Below are 26,045 nucleotides of genomic sequence, written 5' to 3'. Positions count from 1 at the left end.
GATTACCTTTTGTTTTCACTGCGGCAGACTTCATTGTGCGGGGAGGGAGATGAAGATGCAATTCAGGCTACCGAAGTAGCCTGAATTTAAGATTATTGATGGTAACCTGAGAGGAAACGCCCAAAACGGTTGATGGCCATCTCCAGGTCATCTTCACGCGGTAGCGTCACAATGCGGAAGTGATCTGGCCACGGCCAGTTAAAGGCGGTACCTTGCACCAGCAGCACCTTTTCCTGTAGCAGGAAGTCCAGCACCATCTTCTGGTCGTCGTGAATATTAAAACGTTTAGCGTCGATCCTGGGGAACATGTACAACGCGCCGCGCGGTTTTACGCAGGAAACGCCGGGAATATCGTTAATCAACTCCCAGGCGCGGTTACGCTGTTCATACAGTCGACCGCCCGGCAGAATAAATTCACTAATGCTTTGATAGCCGCCGAGCGCGGTCTGAATAGCATGTTGCGCCGGGACGTTGGCGCACAGGCGCATTGAGGCTAACATCTCCAGCCCTTCAATATAGCCTTTCGCATGTTTTTTCGGCCCGTTCAGCACCATCCAGCCCTGGCGGAAGCCGGCGACGCGATAGGTTTTAGACAACCCATTAAAGGTGATGGTCAGCAGATCAGGCGCCAGTGCGGCGATAGAGTGATGCTCGGCATCGTCATAGAGAATCTTGTCATAAATTTCATCGGCGAAGATGATGAGATTATGCTCGCGCGCAATGTTGACAATTTCCATCAACAATTCTTTAGAATAGACGGCGCCAGTAGGGTTGTTTGGATTAATAATGACAATACCACGCGTACGTGGGGTGATTTTGGCGCGGATATCGTCAAGGTCCGGGAACCAGTCGGAAGATTCATCGCAAAGATAATGTACCGCCTTGCCGCTGGAGAGCGATACCGCCGCTGTCCATAACGGATAATCGGGCGCGGGAACCAGCATTTCATCGCCACTGTTAAGCAACGCCTGCATCGCCTGAACGATCAGCTCGGAAACGCCGTTACCGATATAGATATCTTCCACGGTTACATCGCGCATTCCACGGGCCTGATAATGCTGCATAATCGCTTTACGGGCAGAATAAAGCCCTTTCGAGTCGCAATATCCTTGCGCCGTCGGCAAATTACGAATGACATCGACCAGAATTTCGTCCGGCGCTTCGAATCCGAAGGGGGCGGGGTTGCCGATATTCAGTTTAAGAACTTTATTACCTTCTTCCTCAAGGCGTTTCGCTTCTTTCAGAACGGGGCCACGAATGTCATAACAGACATTTTCGAGTTTGCTGGATTTTTCAATGGGGGACATGAATCTTGACCTTTTAGCTGTTATTGCCACTCCCTGCCGTGGAAGTCAGCACGAAACAATGTACTCCCACGCCGGTGAGTTTTGAAGAGTGAACAGAAGAAGATTTTGTTTATTTTTAACGCGCTTTCGTACTGTTTAAAACCTCATAAAATCATTTGGTTAGATGCATTTTCTATTTTTTTCTGTATGTATAGTGTTTTGTTCTATGTGATTGCTTGTAATGTGGTTTTTTATGTTGTCAGAAATTATCTGTTTTATGAGAGATAAGCATTCATCATTAGTGTCGCGTCGGCTATTTCGGAAATACTGAGTATTAAAGGTAAAATGAGAAGGTTAGACCTTTCCGGCGGCGGGTGGTGTGAAACTATTGTTAAGTATAATTAATGAATGGTGGAAATCTTAATTAATTATTATTTAATATTTAAAAAGCATTTACTAAAGTCGTAATAATATCTTTCTGGTCGGATTAGTATAACATATCCCAGGTTAAGATTATTCGTAATAATACTTATAAATATAGCGGTTTTAGGTTAAGATAATGATCCGAAACGGGGGCGTAGTCTGCGTTGTCTGCTAATTATCATGACGCGATTTTATACATAACCTATTGTTCAATATATTGTTTTTGTATCTGTGCGTCTCGGTAAACTATTTGACGCTGTTACAAGATTTACACGTCCATCATTAGCAGAAATCTGTAGACGCCTAAAGGTATGACACATTCTCTTTGATATATCCCGATCAGTTGCATTTGGTATTATATCAGTAAGTAAGAGAAGTGTTTTGGTCGTATTTTCAATTACATTCTAACATTTACCTGGGTAACCAGGCGGTACTGCGAAGGATGCACATTACAAATGGAATTGCTTGTTTCTGAATGCACAGCATTAACCAGGTCAGCCCGATATGACCCGCCAGTAAGTGAAAAATTATGATAAATGCAAATCGTCCGATAATTAACCTCGATCTCGATCTGCTGAGAACGTTCGTGGCCGTTGCCGATCTGAACACCTTCGCCGCGGCGGCGGCGGCGGTATGTCGTACTCAGTCTGCGGTCAGTCAGCAAATGCAGCGTCTTGAGCAACTCGTGGGAAAGGAATTGTTCGCCCGCCATGGCCGTAACAAACTTTTGACCGAACACGGTATCCAGCTTCTGGGGTACGCCAGAAAAATCCTGCGTTTTAATGATGAGGCGTGTTCATCATTAATGTTCAGTAATCTTCAGGGAGTGTTAACAATCGGCGCTTCTGATGAATCAGCTGATACTATCCTGCCTTTTTTGCTTAGCCGAATCAGCTCGGTTTATCCGAAACTCGCGCTTGATGTACGGGTAAAACGCAACGCCTATATGGTGGACATGGTTAAATCGCAGGAAGTAGATTTGGTGGTGACAACTAACCAACCTCATTCGCTGGACTGTCTGAATTTGCGGACCTCGCCCACCCATTGGTATTGTGCGGCTGAGTATGTTTTGCAAAGGGGAGAGCCCGTACCACTAGTCCTGCTGGACGATCCCAGTCCATTCCGCGATATGGTGCTGGAGACGCTAAATGCAGCGGGTATTCCCTGGCGGCTGGCCTATGTGGCGTCTACATTACCGGCGGTACGCGCGGCCGTTAAAGCCGGTCTTGGCGTAACGGCTCGACCTGTCGAAATGATGAGTCCCGACCTTCGCGTGCTGGGCGCCGCAGACGGATTACCGCCTTTGCCGGATACGGAATATCTGTTGTGCCGCGATCCCAATAGCCAGAACGAGCTGGCGATGGTGATTTTCCATGCGATGGAAAGCTATCAAAACCCATGGCATTACAACCAGTTTTCTGCAGAGGGCGGAGATGATCCGCTGATGGTGGAAGGGGGGTTTGAGTAGCTCGCAGGCAAAAGGCGCTAAGTCGTAAATGTAAAAAAGAGCCGCTGGCGATGAAAAAACGCTCAGTGGCTCTTTTTTTGTGCCCATCTGTACGCGCTTAACCGCACAAATTGTAAAAGTTGCGGTAAATCAGCCAGTAGCAATTCGCAGTTCAATGTGGGCAAAAAATAACCAGAACATCCATTTTATGAATTTGCATGTTAAAAAACTAGAGAAATTGTTGCTGTTTTAGGGGGTGAATTAACAAAAGCGTGTCACAGATCAAGAAAATACTCCCATTTAGGGGGAGGCATCTTCACAAATTCCTGTCAAAATAGGTGTGTGTTATTTCTTTTGCTTCACAACGGACACGATTCAACAACATAAAATCCCCCCTGGTCGAAGAGTCATTTTCTCCAGGATGGCACTTAATGTTAATGATGATGAATTGATGTAAATTAATGTGAAGGAACTTTTGTTAAAGTTGACAAAAGGTTATAGAAAGGAGTAAAAAACCACATCAATTAGCTGTTTTTATCATTTTCTACAGTAATTGTAGGGTTTTTTTTATTCCTCCCCATGAATCGATGTGGCGTCCATCTGCCGTAAAGAGCAGAGGAACTGGCGCTACTTTTGATGAGTAAGCAATGAGTATGTCAACATCCACTGAAGTCATCGCTCATCACTGGGCATTCGCTATCTTTCTTATCGTTGCCATTGGCCTGTGCTGCCTGATGCTGGTAGGCGGTTGGTTTTTGGGCGGTCGCGCACGCGCGAGGCACAAGAACGTTCCGTTTGAATCAGGTATCGACTCGGTCGGCACCGCCCACTTACGCCTGTCTGCCAAGTTTTACCTGGTAGCCATGTTCTTCGTTATCTTCGACGTTGAAGCGCTGTATCTGTTCGCATGGTCAACTTCTATCCGCGAAAGCGGCTGGGTTGGCTTTGTGGAAGCTGCAATTTTTATTTTTGTGTTACTGGCTGGTCTGGTTTATCTGGCGCGTATTGGCGCGTTGGACTGGACGCCCGCGCGTTCACGCCGCGAGCGTATGAACCCGGAAACGAACAGTATCGCTAATCGTCAACGCTAACCGCGAGGCATTAAGATGGATTATACGCTCACCCGCATAGATCCTAACGGTGAGAATGACCGTTACCCCCTGCAAAAACAGGAGATCGTAACCGACCCCCTGGAGCAGGAAGTTAACAAAAACGTGTTCATGGGCAAACTGCATGACATGGTTAACTGGGGCCGTAAAAACTCAATTTGGCCCTACAACTTCGGCCTTTCTTGCTGCTATGTAGAGATGGTGACCTCTTTTACCGCAGTGCATGACGTTGCCCGTTTCGGCGCGGAAGTGCTGCGTGCGTCGCCACGTCAGGCTGACCTGATGGTGGTGGCCGGTACCTGCTTTACCAAAATGGCCCCGGTTATTCAGCGTCTGTATGACCAAATGCTGGAGCCAAAATGGGTCATTTCTATGGGCGCCTGCGCCAACTCCGGCGGCATGTACGATATTTATTCGGTAGTGCAGGGCGTTGATAAGTTCATCCCGGTGGATGTGTATATCCCTGGCTGTCCGCCGCGTCCGGAAGCGTATATGCAGGCGTTGATGCTGCTGCAAGAATCGATTGGCAAAGAGCGCCGTCCGCTCTCATGGGTGGTGGGCGATCAGGGCGTGTATCGCGCCAATATGCAGCCAGAACGCGAACGTAAACGCGGCGAGCGTATTGCCGTCACGAACCTGCGTACCCCGGACGAGATTTAATTTGCGCCTGTCGGCAGCAGCACTTCACTTCGCTAACCACTATTTTAATAGCGCGAAGCACTGCCGACCACCACGGACCATTTGCAATGGTGAACAATATGACCGACTTAACCGCGCAAGACGCTGCATGGAGTACCCGCGATCATCTTGATGATCCGGTTATCGGCGAACTGCGCAACCGTTTTGGGCCGGATGCCTTTACCGTTCAGGCGACCCGCACCGGTATCCCCGTTGTTTGGGTCAAGCGTGAACAACTACTGGAGGTTGGCGATTTCTTAAAGAAACTGCCGAAACCTTACGTCATGCTGTTTGACTTACACGGCATGGATGAACGCCTGCGTACGCACCGTGACGGGTTACCCGCCGCGGATTTTTCCGTTTTCTACCACCTGATTTCCATTGAGCGTAATCGCGATATCATGCTCAAGGTGGCGTTGTCTGAAAACGACCTGCGCGTGCCGACCTTCACTAAACTTTTCCCTAACGCCAACTGGTACGAGCGTGAGACCTGGGAGATGTTTGGTATTGATATCGAAGGCCACCCGCACCTGACGCGCATCATGATGCCGCAAACCTGGGAAGGCCATCCGCTGCGTAAAGATTATCCGGCGCGCGCGACCGAATTCGACCCGTTTGAGCTGACCAAAGCCAAGCAGGATCTGGAAATGGAAGCGCTGACCTTTAAGCCGGAAGACTGGGGGATGAAGCGCGGGACTGACAACGAGGACTTTATGTTCCTCAACCTCGGCCCGAACCACCCGTCTGCGCACGGTGCGTTTCGTATTATCCTGCAACTTGACGGTGAAGAAATCGTCGACTGCGTGCCGGATATCGGCTATCACCACCGCGGCGCCGAAAAAATGGGCGAGCGCCAGTCCTGGCATAGCTACATTCCCTATACCGACCGTATCGAATACCTCGGTGGTTGCGTCAATGAAATGCCGTACGTGCTGGCGGTAGAAAAGTTGGCAGGGATCACCGTCCCGGATCGTGTGAACGTCATCCGCGTGATGCTCTCCGAACTGTTCCGCATTAACAGTCATCTGCTGTACATCTCGACCTTTATTCAGGACGTCGGCGCGATGACGCCGGTCTTCTTTGCCTTTACCGACCGGCAGAAAATTTATGACCTGGTGGAAGCCATTACCGGTTTCCGTATGCACCCGGCCTGGTTCCGTATCGGCGGCGTCGCGCACGACTTGCCGCGCGGTTGGGATCGCCTGCTACGAGAGTTCCTTGAGTGGATGCCGAAGCGTCTGGATTCTTACGAGAAAGCCGCGCTGCGTAACACCATTCTGAAAGGGCGCTCGCAGGGCGTTGCCGCTTACGGCGCGAAAGAGGCGCTGGAGTGGGGCACCACCGGCGCAGGGCTGCGCGCGACCGGGATCGACTTCGACGTGCGTAAATGGCGTCCATACTCTGGCTACGAAAACTTTGACTTTGAAGTGCCGGTGGGCGGCGGCGTTTCCGACTGCTATACCCGCGTGATGCTGAAAGTGGAAGAGCTGCGCCAGAGTCTGCGCATTCTTCAGCAGTGCCTCGATAACATGCCGGAAGGCCCGTTCAAAGCGGATCACCCGCTGACCACGCCGCCGCCTAAAGAGCGCACGCTGCAACATATCGAAACCCTGATCACCCACTTCCTGCAGGTCTCCTGGGGCCCGGTGATGCCGGCGCAGGAGTCCTTCCAGATGGTGGAAGCGACGAAGGGGATTAACAGTTACTACCTGACCAGCGACGGCAGCACCATGAGCTACCGTACCCGCGTGCGCACGCCGAGCTTTGCGCACCTGCAGCAGATTCCTTCGGCGATCCGCGGTAGCCTGGTCTCCGACCTGATTGTCTATCTGGGTAGTATCGATTTTGTTATGTCAGATGTGGACCGCTAATTATGCACGAGAATCAACAACCACAAACCGAGGCTTTTGAGCTGAGTGCGGCAGAGCGTGAAGCGATAGAGCACGAGAAGCACCACTACGAAGACCCGCGTGCGGCGTCCATTGAAGCGCTGAAAATCGTTCAGAAGCAGCGTGGCTGGGTGCCGGACGGCGCGATCTACGCTATTGCCGATGTGCTGGGTATTCCGGCGAGCGACGTCGAAGGCGTCGCCACATTCTACAGCCAGATCTTCCGTCAGCCGGTCGGTCGCCACGTGATTCGCTACTGCGACAGCGTGGTGTGCCATATCACCGGCTATCAGGGGATTCAGGCCGCGCTGGAAAAAAATCTCAACATCAAACCGGGGCAGACGACCTTTGATGGTCGCTTTACGCTGCTGCCGACCTGCTGCCTGGGGAATTGCGATAAAGGGCCGAACATGATGATTGATGAGGATACTCACAGCCATCTGACCCCGGAAGCCATTCCTGAACTACTGGAGCGGTATAAATGAAAAACGTTATCCGTACTCCCGAAACCCATCCGCTGACCTGGCGTCTGCGCGATGACAAACAGCCGGTCTGGCTGGATGAATATCGTAGCAAAAACGGCTACGAAGGCGCGCGTAAGGCGCTGACCGGCCTGTCTCCGGATGAAATCGTCAGCCAGGTAAAAGACGCCGGTCTGAAAGGGCGCGGCGGCGCGGGCTTTTCCACCGGTCTGAAGTGGAGCCTGATGCCGAAAGATGAATCCATGAACATCCGTTACCTGCTGTGTAACGCCGATGAAATGGAACCGGGCACCTATAAAGACCGTCTGCTGATGGAACAGCTGCCGCACCTGCTGGTGGAAGGCATGCTGATCTCCGCGTTCGCGCTGAAAGCGTATCGTGGTTACATCTTCCTGCGCGGCGAATATATCGAAGCGGCTGTACATCTGCGCCGTGCGATTGCTGAAGCAACCGAGGCCGGGCTGCTTGGCAAAAATATCATGGGCACCGGGTTCGACTTTGAACTGTTTGTCCACACCGGGGCAGGGCGTTACATCTGTGGTGAAGAAACGGCGCTGATTAACTCCCTCGAAGGCCGCCGCGCGAACCCACGCTCCAAGCCGCCCTTCCCGGCGACCTCCGGCGTATGGGGCAAGCCGACCTGTGTGAATAACGTCGAAACGTTGTGTAACGTCCCGGCAATCCTCGCCAACGGCGTGGAGTGGTACCAGAACATCTCGAAAAGCAAAGATGCGGGTACCAAGCTGATGGGCTTCTCGGGCCGCGTGAAGAATCCGGGCCTGTGGGAATTACCGTTCGGCACCACCGCGCGTGAGATCCTCGAAGACTACGCGGGCGGTATGCGCGATGGCCTGAAATTCAAAGCCTGGCAACCGGGCGGGGCGGGAACCGACTTCCTGACCGAGGCGCATCTTGATCTGCCGATGGAATTCGAAAGCATCGGTAAAGCAGGCAGCCGTCTGGGCACCGCGCTGGCGATGGCGGTAGACCACGAAATCGGCATGGTATCGCTGGTGCGTAACCTGGAAGAGTTCTTTGCCCGCGAATCCTGCGGCTGGTGTACGCCATGCCGCGACGGGCTGCCGTGGAGCGTGAAAATTCTGCGCGCGCTGGAGCGTGGCGAAGGCCAGCCGGGGGATATCGAGACACTTGAGCAACTGTGTCGTTTCCTCGGACCGGGTAAAACCTTCTGCGCGCATGCGCCGGGCGCGGTTGAGCCACTGCAAAGCGCAATTAAGTATTTCCGCGAAGAATTCGAAGCTGGCATCAAGCAGCCGTTCAGCAATACCCATTTAATCAATGGTATTCAGCCGAACCTGCTCAAAGAGCGCTGGTGAGTTAACGATTTTTAATTTGGAAGCATGCTAATGGCTACGATTCATGTAGACGGCAAAGAATACGAGGTCAACGGCGCGGACAACCTGCTACAGGCATGTCTGTCCCTGGGCCTTGATATTCCGTATTTTTGCTGGCACCCGGCGCTGGGAAGCGTCGGTGCTTGCCGCCAGTGTGCGGTGAAGCAATACCAAAACGCGGAAGATACGCGTGGTCGCCTGGTGATGTCCTGTATGACGCCAGCCACCGACGGTACCTTTATCTCTATTGACGACGAAGAAGCGAAACAGTTCCGTGAAAGCGTGGTGGAGTGGCTGATGACTAACCACCCGCACGACTGTCCGGTCTGTGAAGAGGGCGGTAACTGCCATCTTCAGGATATGACCGTGATGACGGGGCACAGTTTCCGTCGCTACCGTTTCACCAAACGTACCCACCGCAACCAGGATCTGGGGCCGTTCATCTCGCACGAAATGAACCGCTGCATCGCCTGCTACCGTTGTGTGCGTTACTACAAAGATTATGCCGACGGCACCGATCTGGGCGTCTATGGCGCGCATGACAACGTCTACTTCGGGCGTCCGGAAGACGGTACGCTGGAAAGCGAATTCTCCGGTAACCTGGTCGAGATTTGCCCGACCGGCGTCTTCACCGATAAAACGCACTCCGAGCGTTACAACCGTAAATGGGACATGCAGTTTGCGCCGAGCATCTGTCAGCAGTGTTCCATCGGCTGTAACATCAGCCCGGGCGAGCGCTATGGCGAATTACGCCGTATCGAAAACCGTTACAACGGTACCGTTAACCACTACTTCCTCTGCGACCGCGGTCGTTTCGGCTATGGCTATGTGAACCTGAAAGACCGTCCGCGTCAGCCGGTTCAGCGCCGTGGCGATGACTTCATCACCCTCAACGCCGAGCAGGCGATGCAGGGCGCGGCGGATATTCTTCGCCAGTCGAAGAAAGTGATCGGTATCGGTTCGCCACGCGCCAGCATTGAGAGCAACTTTGCGCTGCGTGAGCTGGTTGGTGCGGAAAACTTCTACACCGGTATCGCGCGCGGCGAGCAGGAACGTCTGCAACTGGCGCTGAAAGTGCTGCGTGAAGGCGGAATTTACACCCCGGCGCTGCGGGAGATCGAATCTTATGACGCGGTACTGGTCTTGGGTGAGGATGTCACTCAGACCGGCGCGCGCGTTGCGCTGGCGGTACGTCAGGCGGTGAAAGGTAAAGCGCGTGAAATGGCGGCGGCGCAGAAAGTGGCCGACTGGCAGATTGCGGCCATCCTTAACATCGGCCAGCGTGCCAAACATCCGCTGTTCGTGACCAACGTGGACGACACCCGTCTGGATGATATCGCCGCCTGGACCTATCGCGCGCCGGTGGAAGATCAGGCGCGCCTGGGCTTTGCGATTGCCCATGCGCTGGACAATACAGCGCCTGCGGTTGACGGTATCGACAGCGACTTGCAAAACAAAATTGATGTCATTGTGCAGGCGTTGGCCGGCGCGAAAAAACCGCTGATTATCTCCGGCACTAACGCCGGTAGCAGTGAGGTGATTCAGGCGGCCGCCAACGTGGCGAAAGCGCTGAAAGGCCGTGGCGCCGACGTCGGTATTACTATGATTGCCCGCTCCGTGAACAGCATGGGGCTGGGTATGATGGGCGGCGGTTCGCTTGACGATGCGTTGGGCGAGCTGGAAACCGGCAGCGCGGACGCGGTGGTGGTGCTGGAAAACGATCTCCACCGTCATGCAAGCGCTACGCGCGTGAACGCCGCGCTCGCCAAAGCGCCGCTGGTGATGGTGGTTGACCATCAGCGCACGGCGATTATGGAAAACGCGCATCTGGTGCTTTCCGCGGCAAGCTTCGCCGAAAGCGATGGTACGGTCATCAACAACGAAGGCCGCGCGCAGCGCTTCTTCCAGGTTTATGATCCGGCCTACTACGATAACAAGACGATTATGCTGGAAAGCTGGCGCTGGCTGCATTCGCTGCACAGCACCGTCGAAAACCGCGAAGTGGACTGGACTCAGCTTGACCACGTGATCGACGCGGTCATTGCCGCCATGCCGCAATTTGCCGGCATTAAGGACGCCGCGCCGGATGCGACCTTCCGCATTCGTGGGCAGAAGCTGGCGCGCGAACCGCATCGTTACAGCGGTCGTACGGCGATGCGCGCCAATATCAGCGTGCATGAACCACGTCAGCCGCAGGATAAAGACACCATGTTCGCCTTCTCAATGGAAGGGAATAACCAACCGACAGCCCCGCGATCTGAAATTCCGTTCGCCTGGGCGCCGGGCTGGAACTCTCCGCAGGCGTGGAACAAATTCCAGGATGAAGTGGGCGGCAAACTGCGTCACGGCGATCCGGGCGTGCGTTTGATTGAAGCGACTGAGGGCGGTCTGGATTATTTCACTACCGTGCCGGCAAGCTTCCAGGCGCAGGACGGTCAGTGGCGTATTGCGCCGTATTACCACCTGTTTGGCAGCGACGAATTGTCTCAGCGTTCTCCGGTCTTCCAGAGCCGTATGCCGCAGCCGTATATCAAACTTAACCCGGCGGATGCCGCGAAGTTGGGCGTCAATGCCGGGACGCGCGTCTCCTTTAGCTACGATGGCAATACGGTGACGCTGCCGGTTGAAATCTCTGAAGGATTAGCGGCAGGGCAGGTAGGGCTGCCGATGGGTATGCCTGGCATCGCGCCGGTTCTGGCTGGCGCGCGTCTTGAGGATCTGCGGGAGGCGCAACAATGAGTTGGATTACACCGGATCTGATTGAGATCCTGCTGAGCATTCTCAAAGCGGTGGTGATTCTGCTGGTGGTCGTCACCTGCGGGGCCTTCATGAGCTTTGGCGAACGTCGTCTGCTGGGTCTGTTCCAGAACCGTTATGGACCAAACCGCGTTGGCTGGGGCGGCTCGCTCCAGCTGGTCGCGGATATGATCAAGATGTTCTTTAAAGAAGACTGGATCCCGAAATTCTCGGATCGCGTCATCTTTACCCTGGCGCCGATGATCGCGTTTACTTCGCTGCTGCTCTCCTTCGCCATTGTGCCGGTTAGCCCTAATTGGGTGGTGGCCGATTTAAACATCGGGATTTTGTTCTTCCTGATGATGGCCGGTCTGGCGGTTTACGCGGTGTTATTCGCCGGTTGGTCGAGCAACAACAAATACTCGCTGCTCGGCGCGATGCGCGCGTCTGCCCAGACGGTGAGCTACGAAGTGTTCCTTGGTCTTTCCCTGATGGGCGTGGTGGCGCAGGCCGGTTCATTTAATATGACCGATATCGTCAATAACCAGGCGCATCTGTGGAACGTGATTCCGCAATTCTTTGGGTTTGTTACTTTCGCCATCGCGGGCGTAGCGGTCTGTCACCGTCACCCGTTTGACCAGCCGGAAGCCGAGCAGGAACTGGCGGACGGTTACCACATCGAATATTCCGGTATGAAATTCGGTCTGTTCTTCGTGGGGGAGTACATCGGCATCGTCACCGTTTCCGCGCTGATGGTAACGTTGTTCTTCGGTGGCTGGCATGGCCCGTTCTTACCGCCATTCGTCTGGTTCGCGCTGAAAACCGCGTTCTTCATGATGATGTTCATTTTGATTCGTGCGTCGTTACCGCGTCCGCGTTATGACCAGGTAATGTCCTTCGGCTGGAAAGTTTGCCTGCCGCTGACGCTCATCAACTTGCTGGTAACGGCGGCTGTCATTCTGTGGCAGGCGCAATAAGGGACACAAAGACCATGACCTTAAAAGAATTATTAGTAGGTTTCGGCACTCAGGTACGCAGTATCTGGATGATCGGCCTGCATGCGTTCGCCAAACGCGAAACGCGGATGTATCCGGAAGAGCCGGTCTATTTACCGCCCCGTTACCGTGGCCGTATCGTGCTCACGCGCGACCCGGACGGCGAAGAGCGCTGCGTTGCCTGCAACCTGTGCGCGGTAGCCTGTCCGGTAGGCTGTATCTCTCTGCAAAAAGCGGAGACCAAAGATGGCCGCTGGTATCCGGAATTTTTCCGCATTAACTTCTCACGCTGCATCTTCTGCGGCCTGTGCGAAGAAGCGTGCCCGACCACGGCGATTCAGTTGACCCCGGACTTCGAACTGGGCGAATACAAACGTCAGGATCTGGTGTACGAAAAAGAGGATCTGCTGATTTCCGGTCCGGGCAAATACCCGGAATATAACTTCTACCGGATGGCGGGTATGGCAATCGACGGCAAAGATAAAGGCGAAGCAGAGAACGAAGCCAAGCCTATCGACGTCAAGAGCCTGTTACCGTAAGGAGAGGGCAATGGAATTCGCTTTTTATATCTGTGGCCTGATAGCCATCCTCGCGACCCTGCGAGTGATCACCCATACCAATCCGGTACACGCGCTGTTGTATCTGGTGATATCGCTACTGGCGATTTCCGGGGTGTTCTTTTCGCTGGGCGCTTATTTTGCCGGTGCGCTGGAAATTATCGTCTACGCAGGCGCCATCATGGTGCTGTTTGTGTTCGTGGTGATGATGCTCAACCTCGGCGGCAGCGAAATCGAACAGGAACGCCAGTGGCTGAAGCCGCAGGTGTGGATTGGTCCGGCGGTTTTGTCGGCCATTATGCTGGCGGTCATTGTGTACGCCATTCTGGGCGTTAACGACCAGGGCATCGACGGCACGCCGATTAGCGCGAAAGCGGTGGGCATTACGCTGTTCGGGCCTTATGTTCTGGCGGTCGAACTGGCGTCTATGCTGCTGCTGGCAGGCCTGGTGGTGGCGTTCCACGTCGGTCGTGAAGAGCGTGCGGGCGAAGTGCTAAGCAACCGCGCCGATGACCGCGCGAAAAGAAAAACGGAGGAGCGCGCATGATCCCCTTAACACACGGACTGATCCTCGCTGCGATTTTATTCGTCCTGGGTTTAACCGGTCTGGTTATCCGCCGCAATCTGCTGTTTATGCTGATCGGGCTGGAAATCATGATTAACGCCTCCGCGCTGGCCTTTGTGGTCGCCGGGAGCTACTGGGGCCAGACCGATGGTCAGGTGATGTACATTCTCGCCATCAGCCTTGCGGCTGCGGAAGCGAGTATTGGACTTGCGCTGTTGCTGCAACTCCATCGCCGTCGCCAGAACCTGAACATCGATTCAGTAAGTGAGATGCGTGGATGAACATGCTTGCCTTAACCATTATTCTGCCATTGATTGGCTTTGTACTGCTGGCGTTCTCTCGCGGACGCTGGTCGGAAAATCTCTCCGCGACCATTGGCGTGGGCTCCGTTGGTCTGGCGGCGTTGGTGACAGCGTTTGTCGGGATGGATTTCTTCGCCAACGGCAAACAGGCGTTCAGCCAGCCGCTGTGGACGTGGATGTCGGTCGGTAACTTCAACATCGGTTTTAACCTGGTGCTGGACGGCCTGTCGCTGACCATGCTCTCTGTGGTCACCGGCGTCGGCTTCCTGATCCACATGTTCGCGTCCTGGTACATGCGTGGGGAAGAGGGTTACTCCCGCTTCTTCGCTTATACCAACCTGTTTATCGCCAGCATGGTTGTTCTGGTGCTGTCCGATAACCTGCTGTTGATGTACCTCGGCTGGGAAGGCGTGGGCCTGTGCTCTTATCTGTTGATCGGCTTCTATTACAGCGATCCGAAGAATGGCGCGGCGGCAATGAAAGCCTTCGTGGTGACCCGTGTCGGTGACGTGTTCCTCGCCTTCGCGCTGTTCATCCTCTACAACGAACTGGGCACGCTGAACTTCCGCGAAATGGTCGAGCTGGCGCCAGCGCACTTTGCTGACGGCAACAACATGCTGATGTGGGCGACGCTGATGCTGCTGGGCGGCGCGGTCGGTAAATCTGCGCAGCTACCGTTGCAGACCTGGCTTGCCGACGCGATGGCCGGCCCGACGCCGGTCTCCGCGCTGATCCACGCCGCTACCATGGTCACCGCCGGTGTCTACCTGATCGCTCGTACCCATGGTCTGTTCCTGATGACCCCGGAAATTCTGCATCTGGTGGGCATTATCGGGGCGATTACGCTGGTCATGGCGGGTTTCGCCGCGCTGGTGCAGACCGACATCAAACGCGTGCTGGCCTATTCCACCATGAGCCAGATTGGCTACATGTTCCTGGCGCTTGGCGTGCAGGCGTGGGATGCGGCGATTTTCCATCTGATGACCCATGCGTTCTTCAAAGCGCTGCTGTTCCTGGCGTCCGGTTCCGTCATTCTGGCCTGCCATCACGAACAGAACATCTTTAAGATGGGCGGTCTGCGTAAGTCCATTCCGCTGGTGTATGCCTGCTTCCTGGTGGGCGGCGCGGCGCTGTCGGCGCTGCCGCTGGTCACTGCGGGCTTCTTCAGTAAGGATGAGATCCTGGCTGGCGCGATGGCGAACGGCCATATCAATCTGATGGTGGCAGGTCTGGTCGGCGCGTTCATGACCTCCCTGTACACCTTCCGGATGATTTTCATCGTATTCCACGGTAAAGAACAAATTCATGCTCATGCAGGGAAGGGGATTACCCACCATCTGCCGCTGATTGTCCTGATGATTCTGTCTACCTTTGTTGGCGCGCTGATTGTGCCGCCGCTACAGGGGGTGCTGCCGCAGACAACTGAACTGGCGCATGGTCGCGTCATGACGCTGGAAATTACCTCTGGCGTAGTGGCGATTGCCGGCATCCTGATTGCCGCATGGCTGTGGCTGGGTAAACGCACGCTGGTGACGTCGATCGCCAACAGCGCGCCGGGCCGCCTGCTGGGGACCTGGTGGTATAACGCCTGGGGCTTTGACTGGCTGTACGACAAAGTATTCGTCAAGCCATTCCTCGGTATCGCCTGGCTGCTGAAGCGCGACCCGCTTAATGCGTTGATGAACATTCCGGCTATCCTTTCCCGTTTTGCAGGCAAAGGCCTGGTACTGAGCGAGAACGGTTATTTGCGCTGGTATGTGGCATCCATGAGCATCGGCGCTGTCGTTGTGCTGGCACTGTTGATGGTACTGCGTTGAGTTTGTTGGCTGGATGAACGACTGCCGGATGGCGCAGTGCTTATCCGGCCTACAAACCCAAAAATAATTTTTAGAATTCGTTGAAAATCTGTTCCTGAAGTACAGGCGTCATCGGCGAAGTCAGACCGGATACCGCCAGCGCACAGCAACCGGAGCGTACTGAAGTACGTGAGGATGATTCGCGAAGCTCACCCCTACGGGGCCGTCCTTACGGACGTTCAAAACGCGCTGCGTTTTGTGTGAGCACTGGCAGGATTTGGGCTGACGAGTGAGATAGCCTGAGCAGGAGTAAATATAAGGGACATACTTAGCTATGTTATTACCCTGGTTGATATTAATCCCCTTTATCGGCGGCTTTCTGTGCTGGCAGACCGAACGCTTTGGCGTGAAGGTGCCGCGCTGGATAGCGCTGATTACCATGGGGCTGACGCTGGCGCTCGGTCTGCAATTGTGGTTGCAGGGCGGCTACTCACTGACGCAATCCGCCGGTATTCCACAGTGGCAATCTGAATTTGTCCTGCCGTGGATCCCGCGTTTTGGCATCTCTATCCATCTGGCGCTCGACGGACTGTCGCTGCTAATGGTGGTGCTGACCGGCCTGCTCGGCGTTCTGGCGGTGCTTTGCTCCTGGCGAGAAATCGAAAAATATCAGGGCTTCTTCCACCTGAACCTGATGTGGATCTTAGGCGGCGTTATCGGCGTGTTCCTGGCCATCGACATGTTCCTGTTCTTCTTCTTCTGGGAAATGATGCTGGTGCCGATGTACTTCCTGATAGCGCTGTGGGGCCACAAAGCTTCTGACGGGAAAACGCGTATCACGGCGGCGACCAAGTTCTTCATCTACACCCAGGCGAGTGGTCTGGTGATGCTGATTGCCATCCTGGCGCTGGTCTTTGTGCACTACAACGCGACCGGCGTGTGGACTTTCAACTATGAAGAGCTGCTGAATACGCCGATGTCCCACGGTGTGGAATATCTGCTGATGCTGGGCTTCTTCATCGCCTTCGCGGTGAAAATGCCGGTGGTGCCGCTGCATGGCTGGCTGCCGGATGCGCACTCCCAGGCGCCGACCGCCGGTTCCGTCGACCTGGCCGGTATCTTGTTGAAAACTGCCGCTTACGGTCTGCTGCGTTTCTCCCTGCCATTGTTCCCGAACGCGTCGGCGGAGTTTGCGCCCATCGCCATGTGGCTGGGCGTCATCGGCATTTTCTACGGCGCGTGGATGGCCTTTACCCAATACGACATCAAGCGCCTGATTGCCTATACCTCCGTTTCCCACATGGGCTTCGTGCTGATCGCTATCTACACCGGCAGTCAGCTGGCGTACCAGGGCGCGGTGATTCAGATGATTGCACACGGTTTGTCCGCAGCCGGTCTGTTCATTCTGTGCGGCCAGTTGTACGAACGTCTGCATACGCGTGACATGCGTATGATGGGCGGCCTGTGGGGCAAGATGAAGTGGTTGCCTGCGCTGTCCATGTTCTTTGCGGTGGCGACGCTCGGTATGCCGGGCACCGGTAACTTTGTCGGCGAATTTATGATTCTGTTCGGCAGCTACCAGGTGGTGCCGATGATTACCGTGATCTCCACCTTTGGGTTGGTATTCGCCTCTGTATACTCGCTGGCGATGCTGCATCGCGCTTACTTTGGTAAAGCGAAGAGCCAGATTGCCAGCCAGGAACTGCCAGGGATGTCGCTGCGCGAGCTGTTTATCATTCTGTTGCTGGTGGTGCTTCTGGTACTGCTTGGCTTCTATCCGCAGCCGATTCTGGATACCTCGCATTCTGCGATGAGCAACATCCAGCAGTGGTTTGTTAATTCCGTTACTACTACAAGGCCGTAAATCGCCATGACAATAACTCCACAACACCTGATTGCGCTGCTACCGCTGCTGATCGTCGGCTTGACGGTGGTGGTTGTGATGCTCTCCATTGCGTGGCGACGCAATCACTTCCTCAATGCCACGCTGTCGGTCATTGGGCTTAACGCTGCTCTGGTTTCGCTTTGGTTTGTCGGCCAGGCCGGGGCAATGGACGTCACGCCGCTGATGCGCGTTGACGGCTTTGCGATGCTCTACACCGGGCTGGTGCTGCTGGCGAGCCTCGCCACCTGTACCTTTGCCTACCCGTGGCTGGAAGGCTATAACGATAACCAGGAAGAGTTCTACCTGCTGGTGTTAATCGCCAGCCTGGGCGGAATTCTGCTGGCGAACGCCAACCATCTGGCGGCGCTGTTCCTCGGTATTGAACTGATCTCACTGCCGCTGTTCGGCCTGATTGGTTATGCTTTCCGCCAGAAACGCTCGCTGGAAGCCAGTATCAAATACACCATCCTCTCCGCCGCCGCCTCGTCTTTCCTGCTGTTCGGGATGGCGCTGGTCTATGCGCAGTCCGGCAACCTGTCTTTCGAAGCGCTCGGTAAGAGCCTCGGCGATGGTATGCTGCACGAGCCGTTGCTGCTGGCGGGCTTTGGCCTGATGATTGTCGGTCTGGGCTTTAAACTCTCTCTGGTGCCGTTCCACCTGTGGACGCCAGACGTTTACCAGGGCGCGCCTGCGCCGGTTTCTACCTTCCTGGCGACGGCGAGCAAAATCGCTATCTTCGGCGTGGTGATGCGTCTGTTCCTCTATGCGCCGGTAGGCGACAGCGAAGCGGTACGCGTGGTGCTGGGCATTATCGCCTTTGCCTCTATCATCTTCGGTAACCTGATGGCGCTGAGCCAGACCAACATCAAACGTCTGCTCGGTTACTCTTCTATCTCTCACCTCGGCTATCTGCTGGTGGCGCTGATTGCCCTGCAGAGCGGCGAGATGTCGATGGAAGCGGTAGGCGTTTATCTGGCCGGTTATCTGTTCAGCAGCCTCGGCGCGTTTGGCGTGGTCAGCCTGATGTCCAGCCCGTTCCGCGGCCCGGATGCCGACTCCCTGTACTCTTACCGTGGTCTGTTCTGGCACCGTCCGGTTCTTGCCGCGGTGATGACGGTGATGATGCTGTCGCTGGCAGGTATCCCAATGACGCTGGGCTTTATCGGCAAATTCTACGTGCTGGCGGTCGGCGTTCAGGCCAGCCTGTGGTGGCTGGTCGCCGCCGTGGTGGTGGGTTCCGCGATTGGTTTGTACTACTACCTGCGCGTTGCGGTGAGTCTCTACCTGCACGCGCCGCAGCAACCGGGACGCGACGCGCCGACAAACTGGCAGTACAGCGCAGGCGGTATCGTGGTGCTGATCTCCGCGTTGCTGGTGTTGGTACTGGGCGTCTGGCCGCAGCCGCTGATTAGCCTTGTGCAACTGGCGATGCCGCTGATGTAATGCCGCGTTGATGATGTCAATAACCGCCGATTTATCGGCGGTTGAGGCTGATGAGCAATACCTGAGCCTCTAAATGTTGGATTGCATCCAACTTATGAAAACCTGTGACGCATAGAGACCATAGACTCGTTGGGTGAGGCGTAGCCGAAACCCAACACTTTTTCAACGAACACAGAACCAGATGCCGGATAAGGCGTAGTCGCTATCCGGCATCAACGTTGTATTAGTGGCGTAGGTTGGGTGGAGCGAAGCTAACCCAAATTCATACCCAACACGTCCCGACGAACGAAGAGCCGGATGTTGGGCGGTTCCGTAAGCGCCAGCGGTTTCATATGGGTAATTCACAATAATTGTCGAAGTGTTAAACATATGGCCCATTACTCCGCTATAAAAATTATAACGTGACTGTCATTTCTCAGGCATCGCTGATAAAAACTCAGCAGTTTGTCCATTTCTTGCATCAGGCAGTGGAACAACTCTCCCAACTGTTTTCGTGACCCGTTTCCCGGATAAATGTTTATCTCATCGACTTCAATGGGAAAAATTTGATCTGAAGTGTATTTCTGTCAGCGTTTTTCAAGGCGTCCGATCGCGCTCAGTTCATTATTTCATGTGACGGCAGCATATAATATCTTTCCATCAATAACGTGAGTGTCGGCACGGCTTAATGGATTGCTGTTTGGCGGGTTGTAAAAGGAAGTATCGGCGAGGGCACAGTGCAGATAGTCCCCCATCTTATATATTCACTTTTGGTAAATCGGTCACCTGTAAATAGTGTTCTTCACGCAGAATCTGTGGGTCGAACGCCAGCAACTGATTAAGCCGTTCATCTTAAACGTAAATATTATTTACCTCAAAAATATAATTATCTTTTTTATTATTGGTGGCTATTAACGCAGGTAAAATTATTTTCTACTTTCGTCATGCTGATAATAAAAGTAAAGCGGAATATAATGCAGGACATCTGCAGAGAATTACCCGAATATAATTGAAAAGGAATTTGTATGCTTAACGGAAAAACATTAATGCTGTTGTTGGGTGGGGTTATTCTCTCGGGCTGTGGGCCGGAGCCCTCCGACCCGCAGGGAAATAATCCGGCTGAGTTAAAACAGAAGCGGACTATCCAGAAAGAAAATAGCGCTCAGGCCGGGGATGACACTGTCCAGAAAAGACAAGCCGAGGCCGCCCAACAGGCTGCGAAAAAAGCAGCCGAATATGCTGAAGCCAAAGCCCTGGCAGATGCCAAAGCGGCATCTCTGGCAACAGCCGAAGCACCGCAATATGTAATGCAGACACGTGCCGCGGCATCAAAAGCGTTCGCTGCACAAGGCGGTAATGTAATGGGGACCGCGCGTTACGAACACTACGATGAAAATCCGATTAAACAGGTAAGTCAGGCGCCGCTCGCCACGTTTAGTCTGGATGTAGACACTGGCAGCTACGCTAACGTGCGGCGATTTCTGAATCAGGGACAACTGCCGCCGCCGGAAGCCGTGCGGGTAGAAGAGATGCTCAACTATTTTCCCGCGCCTCAGCCCGTTGCGGATAAGCAGGATAACACTAAACCCATTGCGGCCTGTATACCGATGCCATTTGCGGTTAAATACGAACTGGCTCCCTCGCCGTGGAACGCGCAGCGTACGCTATTAAAAGTTGATGTTCAGGCCCGGGACATGCAGACCAGAGATCTACCACCTGCCAACCTGGTTTTTCTCATTGATACTTCCGGCTCTATGCAGCCAGCGGAACGCCTGCCGTTGATCCGGTCGGCGCTAAAACTGTTGGTGAACGATCTGCGTGCGCAGGATAACATCACGATTGTGACCTACGCGGGCGGCACTCACGTCGCGCTGGCGTCTACAGCGGGAAATAACACAACCGCGATTAAAGCGGCAATTGATAATCTGGATGCTTACGGGAGTACCGGTGGTGAAGCGGGATTACGACTAGCCTACGAGCAGGCCGAAAAAGGGTTTATCAAAGGCGGCGTTAACCGCATTTTGTTGACCACCGACGGTGATTTTAACCTCGGTATTACCGATCCCAAAGACATCGAAGCGCTGGTAAAAAAAGAGCGCGAGAAAGGTATTACCTTATCTACGCTGGGCGTCGGCGATGACAATTTCAACGAAGCCATGATGGTGAGAATTGCTGATGTGGGTAACGGCAATTACAGCTACATCGACTCCCTCTCCGAGGCGCAAAAAGTCCTCAAGGATGAGATGCATCAAACGCTGGTCACCGTTGCCAAAGATGTAAAATCGCAAATCGAATTTAATCCGCAGTGGGTGACTGAGTACCGGCAGATTGGTTATGAAAAACGCCAACTGCGCGACGAGGATTTCAATAACGATAAGGTTGATGCCGGCGATATCGGCGCGGGTAAACACGTCACGCTATTCTTTGAACTGACGCTTAACGGGCAGAAAGCCTCGGTGGATAAACTGCGCTACGCTCAGGACAAAGCCGCCTCAAAGCCAACAAAATCAAGCGAGCTGGCGTGGATCAAATTGCGCTGGAAAGCGCCGCAGGGCAGCGAAAGTACATTAGCCGAGTTCCCGGTCGTTATGGGAAAAATGCCGATCTTTGCTGACGCCTCTGAAGATTTTCGTTTCCGCGCGGCGGTAGCGGCTTTCGGGCAAAAACTGCGTGGCTCAGAAACGCTGGCAGATACGACCTGGCCGCAAATTATTAAATGGGGTGAACAGGCGCGCGGGGAAGATAGACAAGGCTATCGCGCGGAGTTTATTAAACTGGTAAAACTGGCGGAAGGCTTGTCTCACTAAGCGTCAGGGGATGCCTGTACTGTAGGCATCCCCTGTTACGTCAGGCGCTTTTGCGGCTGATCAGTGGTCCCTGGCTGTTTGTTGCTGCGCGCTCCAGCACTTCCTGAATGACCGAAGAGAGTTCGTTAATCTCAAACTTGGCCACGTAGCCGTCGGCCTTCACCTTACGTATATGATCTTCGTTGGCGCTGCCGGAAAGGGAAGAGTGAATAACGACCGGGATCTTTTTCAGCCGTTCATCGGTTTTAATTTTACGCGTTAACGTAAAGCCATCCATCTCCGGCATCTCAAGATCTGTCAGGACCAGCGCGATTTTCTCGCTAATTGGCTTACCTTCGGCCTCCGCTTCCTGCGCCAGTTGCTGGATTCTCTCCCATGCATCCTTGCCGGTCACATGCATCTGGTGCGGAATTCCCATCGCGTTCAGCCCTTTTTCCAGCATCGCGCGGGCGACTTTGGAGTCTTCCGCCACAATGGCTACCGCGCCTGGGGTAATATAAAATTTATTGGTCTTCAGATTGGTGGCGCGCAGATCGTGGCTGGAGGGGACAATATCATAAAGGATCTGCTCAACGTCGAGCACCAGCGCCAGGTTGTTGGTTTCTTTGTTGTCATCCAGGCAGGCAATACTGGTGATGTAGCGACCGTTGACGGCTTTCTCGGCGGTATGCACCTGTTGCCAGTCAAGACGCATAATATTTTCCACCGACTCGACGGCAAATGCCTGTACGCTGCGCGCATATTCGGTGATCAGCAAAATATTCAGCCCGGTTTCCGGCTTGCAGCCCGCTACCGCTGGCAAATCAATCACCGGAATGACCTGATCCCGAATATTGACCATGCCCAATAGCGGCGCTTTCATGCCTGCCGGGCGCGTAAAGGCGGGCATTGGTACGATTTCGCGCAGCTTAAATACATTGATGCCGAACAGCTCTGACTTCTGTTCATGCAGCGATGTACCAAGACGGAATAACAGCAGTTCAAAACGGTTGGACAGGGTTAAATTGGCCCTGTCATCAATATCTTTCTGAAAATTGTCCATCCTAACCTCATTATGAAAGCCTGCCTTTTTTAGTGTTATCGGCAATGAGGACAAAAAATGGAGCGCTAAACCGGGAAAACAGAAAAATCGTAAGCCAGCTCCGTCGCCGGGAAAATAGCGCGGCATTCCGCCAGTAAGCGCTGACAGCCTTTATCGTCATAGCGTGAGCTAATATGGGTCATGATCAGCCGACCGACGGCAGCTTCCTGCGCCAGCGTCGCGGTTTGACGGGTGGAGCTGTGTCCGCGAGCGTTGGCTTTCTCCTCCATTGACGCATCCAGCGTGGTTTCATGGACCATCACATCCACACCTTGCGCCAGCGCGAGGGCGGCCTCGCAGGGCGCGGTATCGCCGAAAATCGCCACTGATTTCCCGGCCACGGCGGGAGCAAGGTAGTCGGCGCCATTGATCTGCCTTCCATCGGCAAGCGTGACGGTTTTTCCTGCCTTCAACGCCTGAAACAGCGGGCCGGGCGTAACGCCTGCGGCTTTTAACGCCCTGGCATTCAGCGCGCCAGGCTTGTCATGTTCAACAACGCGATATCCGTAGCACTCCAGTGGATGCTCCAGCCTGAACGCGGTCACTTTACGCAGACCGTCGTCAAGAATATCGCCTGCGCTAATTTCTTCAATTTGCAACGGAAAATCGGTCCATGAACCGCTAAGGCGCAATGTGGTTGCAATAAACTCCCGCACGCCTTGAGGTCCGTATACGGTTAGCGGATGGGGATTCCCCGTCATCGACCGGCTACATAGCAGACCCGGCAGGCCAAACAGATGATCGCCGTGAAGATGGCTGATAAAAATGCGCTCAAGCTTACCGGGATGAAACGCGGTATTAAGCATTTGATGCTGTGTCCCTTCGCCGCAATCAAAAAGCCATACTCCCGGCTGCGTTGGATGTTGCAGATGTAATAAAATTGCCGTTACATTGCGTGAGCGCGTGGGAACGCCTGCGGACGTACCTAAAAAAATTAATTCCATCTTGTCCATACACGTTTGGTTATCGTTTAACCCAAGATTACCACAACACAGGAGCGCATCATGATTGACTGGCAGGATCTCCACCATAGCGAACTTACCGTTCCTCAACTTTACGCGTTACTCAAATTGCGCTGCGCGGTCTTTGTGGTAGAACAGCGCTGTCCTTACCTGGATGTGGATGGCGATGATTTAGTTGGCGACAATCGTCATATTTTGGGCTGGCATCAGGATGAGCTGGTGGCGTATGCGAGGATTCTGAAAAGCGATAACGAATCAGACCCGGTTGTTATTGGCCGGGTGATCGTCAGCGATGCCTGGCGAGGGGCGAAACTGGGCCAGCAATTAATGGCGAAAACGCTGGAATCTTGTGGGCGGCACTGGGCGGATAAGCCGCTATATCTGGGGGCGCAGGCGCATCTGCAACCTTTTTATGCGCGGTTTGGTTTTATTCCGGTCACCGATGTTTATGACGAAGACGGCATTCCGCACCGGGGAATGGCGCGGGAGGTTCATCAGGCATAAACCGAAACCGTTGACTATAGTTAGGAGCAGGTGTTAACACAACGGAGAATGAGAATGTCATATCAATTTGGTGAATCACGTGTTGATGATGATCTGACTTTGCTCAGCGAAACGCTGGAAGAGGTTTTACGTTCCTCAGGCGATCCCGCCGATCAAAAATACATTGAGCTGAAAGCCCGCGCGGAACAAGCGCTGGAAGAGGTGAAAAACCGCGTAAGCCATGCGTCGGATAGCTATTATTACCGGGCAAAGCAGGCCGTTTATAAAGCGGATGACTACGTTCATGAAAAACCCTGGCAGGGTATTGGCGTAGGCGCGGCGGTAGGACTGGTGCTTGGACTGCTGCTGGCGCGGCGCTAAATCCCCCCACTGAACAGAATTGCAACCCTCCCTAAATGAGGTACTGCTTTTTTAGGGCAGTACCCCGTATAATGTGGGGTTTTTAACAGGGAGGGGCCGCGTGCATTCTATTACTACTGCGCTGGAAAATCTGACGCGTCAGCTATCGCAAGAGATACCGGCGACGCCAGGGCTTTGCGTTTTCGATGCGCCTTTCCCTTTAAACGATGCCTTCGATGCATTGAGCTGGCTGGCCAGCCAGTCATCCTTTCCGCAATTCTACTGGCAACAGCGCAATGGCGACGAAGAAGCTGCCGTTCTCGGGGCCATCACCGTATTTTCATCGCTCGATCTGGCGCAACGGTTTTTACGTCAGCACGCGCAGCCTGACCTGCGTATTTGGGGGCTGAATGCGTTCGAGCCGAAAGAGGGCTACTTATTGCTGCCGCGGCTGGAGTGGCGACGTAGCGGTGGTACGGCGACCTTACGCTTACATCTGCACAGTGACGTTTCGCTACGCGATGATGCGCGCCAGGCGAAAGCGTTTCTCGCTTCTCTGGTCGGCATTAAGCCTGTTCCGGCGCTACGCCTTTCGCTCACGAGCGAACAACACTGGCCGGACAAAGACGGTTGGGTGAAGCTGATTCAGCAGGCCACCCACACCATTGCGCAAGAGGCGTTTGATAAAGTTGTGCTGGCGCGGGCCACCGACTTACAATTCTCCCGTCCGGTCAATGCCGCCGCGATGATGGCGTCCAGTCGTCGTTTAAATCTCAACTGCTACCACTTTTTTATGGCCTTTTCCGCCGATACCGCCTTTCTGGGATCATCGCCGGAGCGGCTCTGGCGGCGGCGTGAAACGGCGCTGCGTACCGAAGCGCTGGCCGGGACGGTGGCGAACCATCCGGATAACCATAAAGCCTGGCAGCTTGGCGAATGGTTAATGAAAGACGATAAAAACCAGCGAGAAAATATGCTGGTTGTCGAAGACATCTGCCAGCGACTGCAAAACTGCACCCACTCGCTGGATGTGCTGCCGCCGCAGGTGCTCAGACTGCGCAAGGTTCAGCATTTGCGCCGCTGTATCTGGACGGCGCTTAATCAGGCGGACGACACGCTCTGCCTGCACCAGTTACAGCCTACCGCAGCGGTCGCCGGGATCCCTCGTGAACCCGCGCGTTGTTTTATCGAACAACATGAGCCGTTCGAACGTGAATGGTATGCCGGGTCGGCAGGCTATCTCTCCACGCGGCAAAGTGAGTTTTGCGTGACGTTACGTTCAGCCAAAGTGACGGCCAATGTGGTGCGATTGTATGCCGGCGCGGGAATCGTCCGCGGCTCCGATCCGGAACAGGAATGGCAGGAAATAGATAATAAAGCGGCCGGGTTACGTACCTTATTGCAGATGGATGCGTAATGAGTCAC

23 protein-coding genes are annotated in these 26,045 nt (G+C 54.2%); 19 read left to right on the top strand and 4 right to left on the bottom strand.

Annotated elements, in window-relative coordinates; genetic code table 11:
• Positions 1 to 92: 92 nt before the first annotated feature.
• Positions 93 to 1,307: an alanine transaminase AlaA gene (gene alaA, locus ACLJNW_RS21210; protein WP_000074540.1), complete on the bottom strand. Its 1,215-nt coding sequence runs from the start codon at positions 1,305 to 1,307 to the stop codon at positions 93 to 95.
• Between the two features lie 931 nt (positions 1,308 to 2,238).
• On the opposite strand from alaA, the gene lrhA reads away from it, so the two are divergent.
• From lrhA to nuoN, 15 genes are all read left to right on the top strand, one after another.
• Complete coding sequence (gene lrhA / locus ACLJNW_RS21205) at positions 2,239 to 3,177, top strand: transcriptional regulator LrhA (RefSeq protein WP_000606288.1); 939 nt, start codon at positions 2,239 to 2,241, stop codon at positions 3,175 to 3,177.
• A gap of 79 nt (positions 3,178 to 3,256) precedes the next feature.
• Positions 3,257 to 3,409, top strand: a complete 153-nt coding sequence (locus tag ACLJNW_RS21200; protein ID WP_001522276.1) for a hypothetical protein — start codon at positions 3,257 to 3,259, stop codon at positions 3,407 to 3,409.
• Positions 3,410 to 3,803: 394 nt separating this feature from the next.
• Positions 3,804 to 4,247 carry an NADH-quinone oxidoreductase subunit NuoA gene (gene nuoA, locus ACLJNW_RS21195; RefSeq protein ID WP_410961060.1) on the top strand — a complete coding sequence of 148 codons (444 nt, stop codon included), beginning with the start codon at positions 3,804 to 3,806 and terminating at the stop codon, positions 4,245 to 4,247.
• A 15-nt stretch (positions 4,248 to 4,262) separates the two neighbouring features.
• Positions 4,263 to 4,925 (top strand): NADH-quinone oxidoreductase subunit NuoB, encoded by a 663-nt coding sequence (gene nuoB, locus ACLJNW_RS21190; protein WP_000386728.1) that lies wholly within the window; start codon positions 4,263 to 4,265, stop codon positions 4,923 to 4,925.
• 86 nt (positions 4,926 to 5,011) lie between these two features.
• Complete coding sequence (nuoC, locus tag ACLJNW_RS21185; RefSeq protein WP_000247855.1) at positions 5,012 to 6,814, top strand: NADH-quinone oxidoreductase subunit C/D; 1,803 nt, start codon at positions 5,012 to 5,014, stop codon at positions 6,812 to 6,814.
• 2 nt (positions 6,815 to 6,816) lie between these two features.
• Positions 6,817 to 7,317 carry an NADH-quinone oxidoreductase subunit NuoE gene (gene nuoE / locus ACLJNW_RS21180; RefSeq protein WP_000545038.1) on the top strand — a complete coding sequence of 167 codons (501 nt, stop codon included), beginning with the start codon at positions 6,817 to 6,819 and terminating at the stop codon, positions 7,315 to 7,317.
• Positions 7,314 to 8,651 carry an NADH-quinone oxidoreductase subunit NuoF gene (gene nuoF, locus ACLJNW_RS21175; protein ID WP_000800048.1) on the top strand — a complete coding sequence of 446 codons (1,338 nt, stop codon included), beginning with the start codon at positions 7,314 to 7,316 and terminating at the stop codon, positions 8,649 to 8,651. Before nuoE ends, nuoF begins: the two co-directional genes overlap by 4 nt.
• Positions 8,652 to 8,681: 30 nt before the next feature.
• Complete coding sequence (gene nuoG / locus ACLJNW_RS21170) at positions 8,682 to 11,408, top strand: NADH-quinone oxidoreductase subunit NuoG (protein WP_001518099.1); 2,727 nt, start codon at positions 8,682 to 8,684, stop codon at positions 11,406 to 11,408.
• Positions 11,405 to 12,382 carry an NADH-quinone oxidoreductase subunit NuoH gene (gene nuoH / locus ACLJNW_RS21165; RefSeq protein ID WP_000118515.1) on the top strand — a complete coding sequence of 326 codons (978 nt, stop codon included), beginning with the start codon at positions 11,405 to 11,407 and terminating at the stop codon, positions 12,380 to 12,382. Before nuoG ends, nuoH begins: the two co-directional genes overlap by 4 nt.
• Before the next feature lie 14 nt (positions 12,383 to 12,396).
• Complete coding sequence (gene nuoI, locus ACLJNW_RS21160; RefSeq protein WP_000172747.1) at positions 12,397 to 12,939, top strand: NADH-quinone oxidoreductase subunit NuoI; 543 nt, start codon at positions 12,397 to 12,399, stop codon at positions 12,937 to 12,939.
• A gap of 10 nt (positions 12,940 to 12,949) precedes the next feature.
• Positions 12,950 to 13,504: an NADH-quinone oxidoreductase subunit J gene (gene nuoJ / locus ACLJNW_RS21155; protein WP_000393522.1), complete on the top strand. Its 555-nt coding sequence runs from the start codon at positions 12,950 to 12,952 to the stop codon at positions 13,502 to 13,504.
• A complete protein-coding gene (nuoK, locus tag ACLJNW_RS21150) occupies positions 13,501 to 13,803 on the top strand; it encodes an NADH-quinone oxidoreductase subunit NuoK (RefSeq protein WP_000612687.1) in 303 nt (100 codons plus the stop codon). The genes nuoJ and nuoK overlap by 4 nt, the downstream gene beginning before the upstream one ends.
• On the top strand, positions 13,800 to 15,641 hold the full coding sequence (gene nuoL, locus ACLJNW_RS21145) for an NADH-quinone oxidoreductase subunit L (RefSeq protein WP_001056582.1): 1,842 nt from the start codon (positions 13,800 to 13,802) through the stop codon (positions 15,639 to 15,641). Before nuoK ends, nuoL begins: the two co-directional genes overlap by 4 nt.
• A gap of 313 nt (positions 15,642 to 15,954) precedes the next feature.
• A complete protein-coding gene (gene nuoM / locus ACLJNW_RS21140; protein ID WP_000926428.1) occupies positions 15,955 to 17,484 on the top strand; it encodes an NADH-quinone oxidoreductase subunit M in 1,530 nt (509 codons plus the stop codon).
• 6 nt (positions 17,485 to 17,490) lie between these two features.
• Complete coding sequence (nuoN, locus tag ACLJNW_RS21135) at positions 17,491 to 18,948, top strand: NADH-quinone oxidoreductase subunit NuoN (protein WP_000156667.1); 1,458 nt, start codon at positions 17,491 to 17,493, stop codon at positions 18,946 to 18,948.
• 377 nt (positions 18,949 to 19,325) lie between these two features.
• Here nuoN and ACLJNW_RS21130 read toward each other — a convergent pair whose 3' ends face one another.
• Positions 19,326 to 19,484, bottom strand: coding sequence for a DUF1877 family protein (locus tag ACLJNW_RS21130; protein ID WP_106746827.1), 159 nt, complete (start codon positions 19,482 to 19,484; stop codon positions 19,326 to 19,328).
• 468 nt (positions 19,485 to 19,952) lie between these two features.
• Here ACLJNW_RS21130 and ACLJNW_RS21125 point away from each other — a divergent pair, with 468 nt between their 5' ends.
• Positions 19,953 to 21,734, top strand: coding sequence for a vWA domain-containing protein (locus tag ACLJNW_RS21125; RefSeq protein WP_023204458.1), 1,782 nt, complete (start codon positions 19,953 to 19,955; stop codon positions 21,732 to 21,734).
• Between the two features lie 40 nt (positions 21,735 to 21,774).
• Here the strand turns inward: ACLJNW_RS21125 and ACLJNW_RS21120 are convergent, their stop codons facing one another.
• Both ACLJNW_RS21120 and rbn read right to left on the bottom strand, forming a co-directional pair.
• Complete coding sequence (locus ACLJNW_RS21120; protein WP_000368558.1) at positions 21,775 to 22,776, bottom strand: chemotaxis protein; 1,002 nt, start codon at positions 22,774 to 22,776, stop codon at positions 21,775 to 21,777.
• 65 nt (positions 22,777 to 22,841) lie between these two features.
• Positions 22,842 to 23,759 (bottom strand): ribonuclease BN, encoded by a 918-nt coding sequence (rbn, locus tag ACLJNW_RS21115; protein ID WP_024154545.1) that lies wholly within the window; start codon positions 23,757 to 23,759, stop codon positions 22,842 to 22,844.
• A gap of 60 nt (positions 23,760 to 23,819) precedes the next feature.
• On the opposite strand from rbn, the gene ACLJNW_RS21110 reads away from it, so the two are divergent.
• From ACLJNW_RS21110 to menF, 3 genes are all read left to right on the top strand, one after another.
• Positions 23,820 to 24,281, top strand: a complete 462-nt coding sequence (locus tag ACLJNW_RS21110; protein WP_000568152.1) for a GNAT family N-acetyltransferase — start codon at positions 23,820 to 23,822, stop codon at positions 24,279 to 24,281.
• A 54-nt stretch (positions 24,282 to 24,335) separates the two neighbouring features.
• On the top strand, positions 24,336 to 24,641 hold the full coding sequence (gene elaB, locus ACLJNW_RS21105) for a stress response protein ElaB (RefSeq protein ID WP_001522308.1): 306 nt from the start codon (positions 24,336 to 24,338) through the stop codon (positions 24,639 to 24,641).
• A gap of 100 nt (positions 24,642 to 24,741) precedes the next feature.
• Complete coding sequence (gene menF / locus ACLJNW_RS21100) at positions 24,742 to 26,037, top strand: isochorismate synthase MenF (protein WP_000555674.1); 1,296 nt, start codon at positions 24,742 to 24,744, stop codon at positions 26,035 to 26,037.
• Positions 26,038 to 26,045 lie beyond the last annotated feature (8 nt).

The sequence above is a fragment of the Salmonella sp. SAL4457 genome (assembly GCF_046548235.1).
Taxonomy (GTDB): Bacteria; Pseudomonadota; Gammaproteobacteria; order Enterobacterales; family Enterobacteriaceae; genus Salmonella; species Salmonella enterica.
The sequence above is the reverse complement of the archived record's forward strand: the minus strand, read 5'-3'. Positions and strand labels throughout refer to the sequence as shown.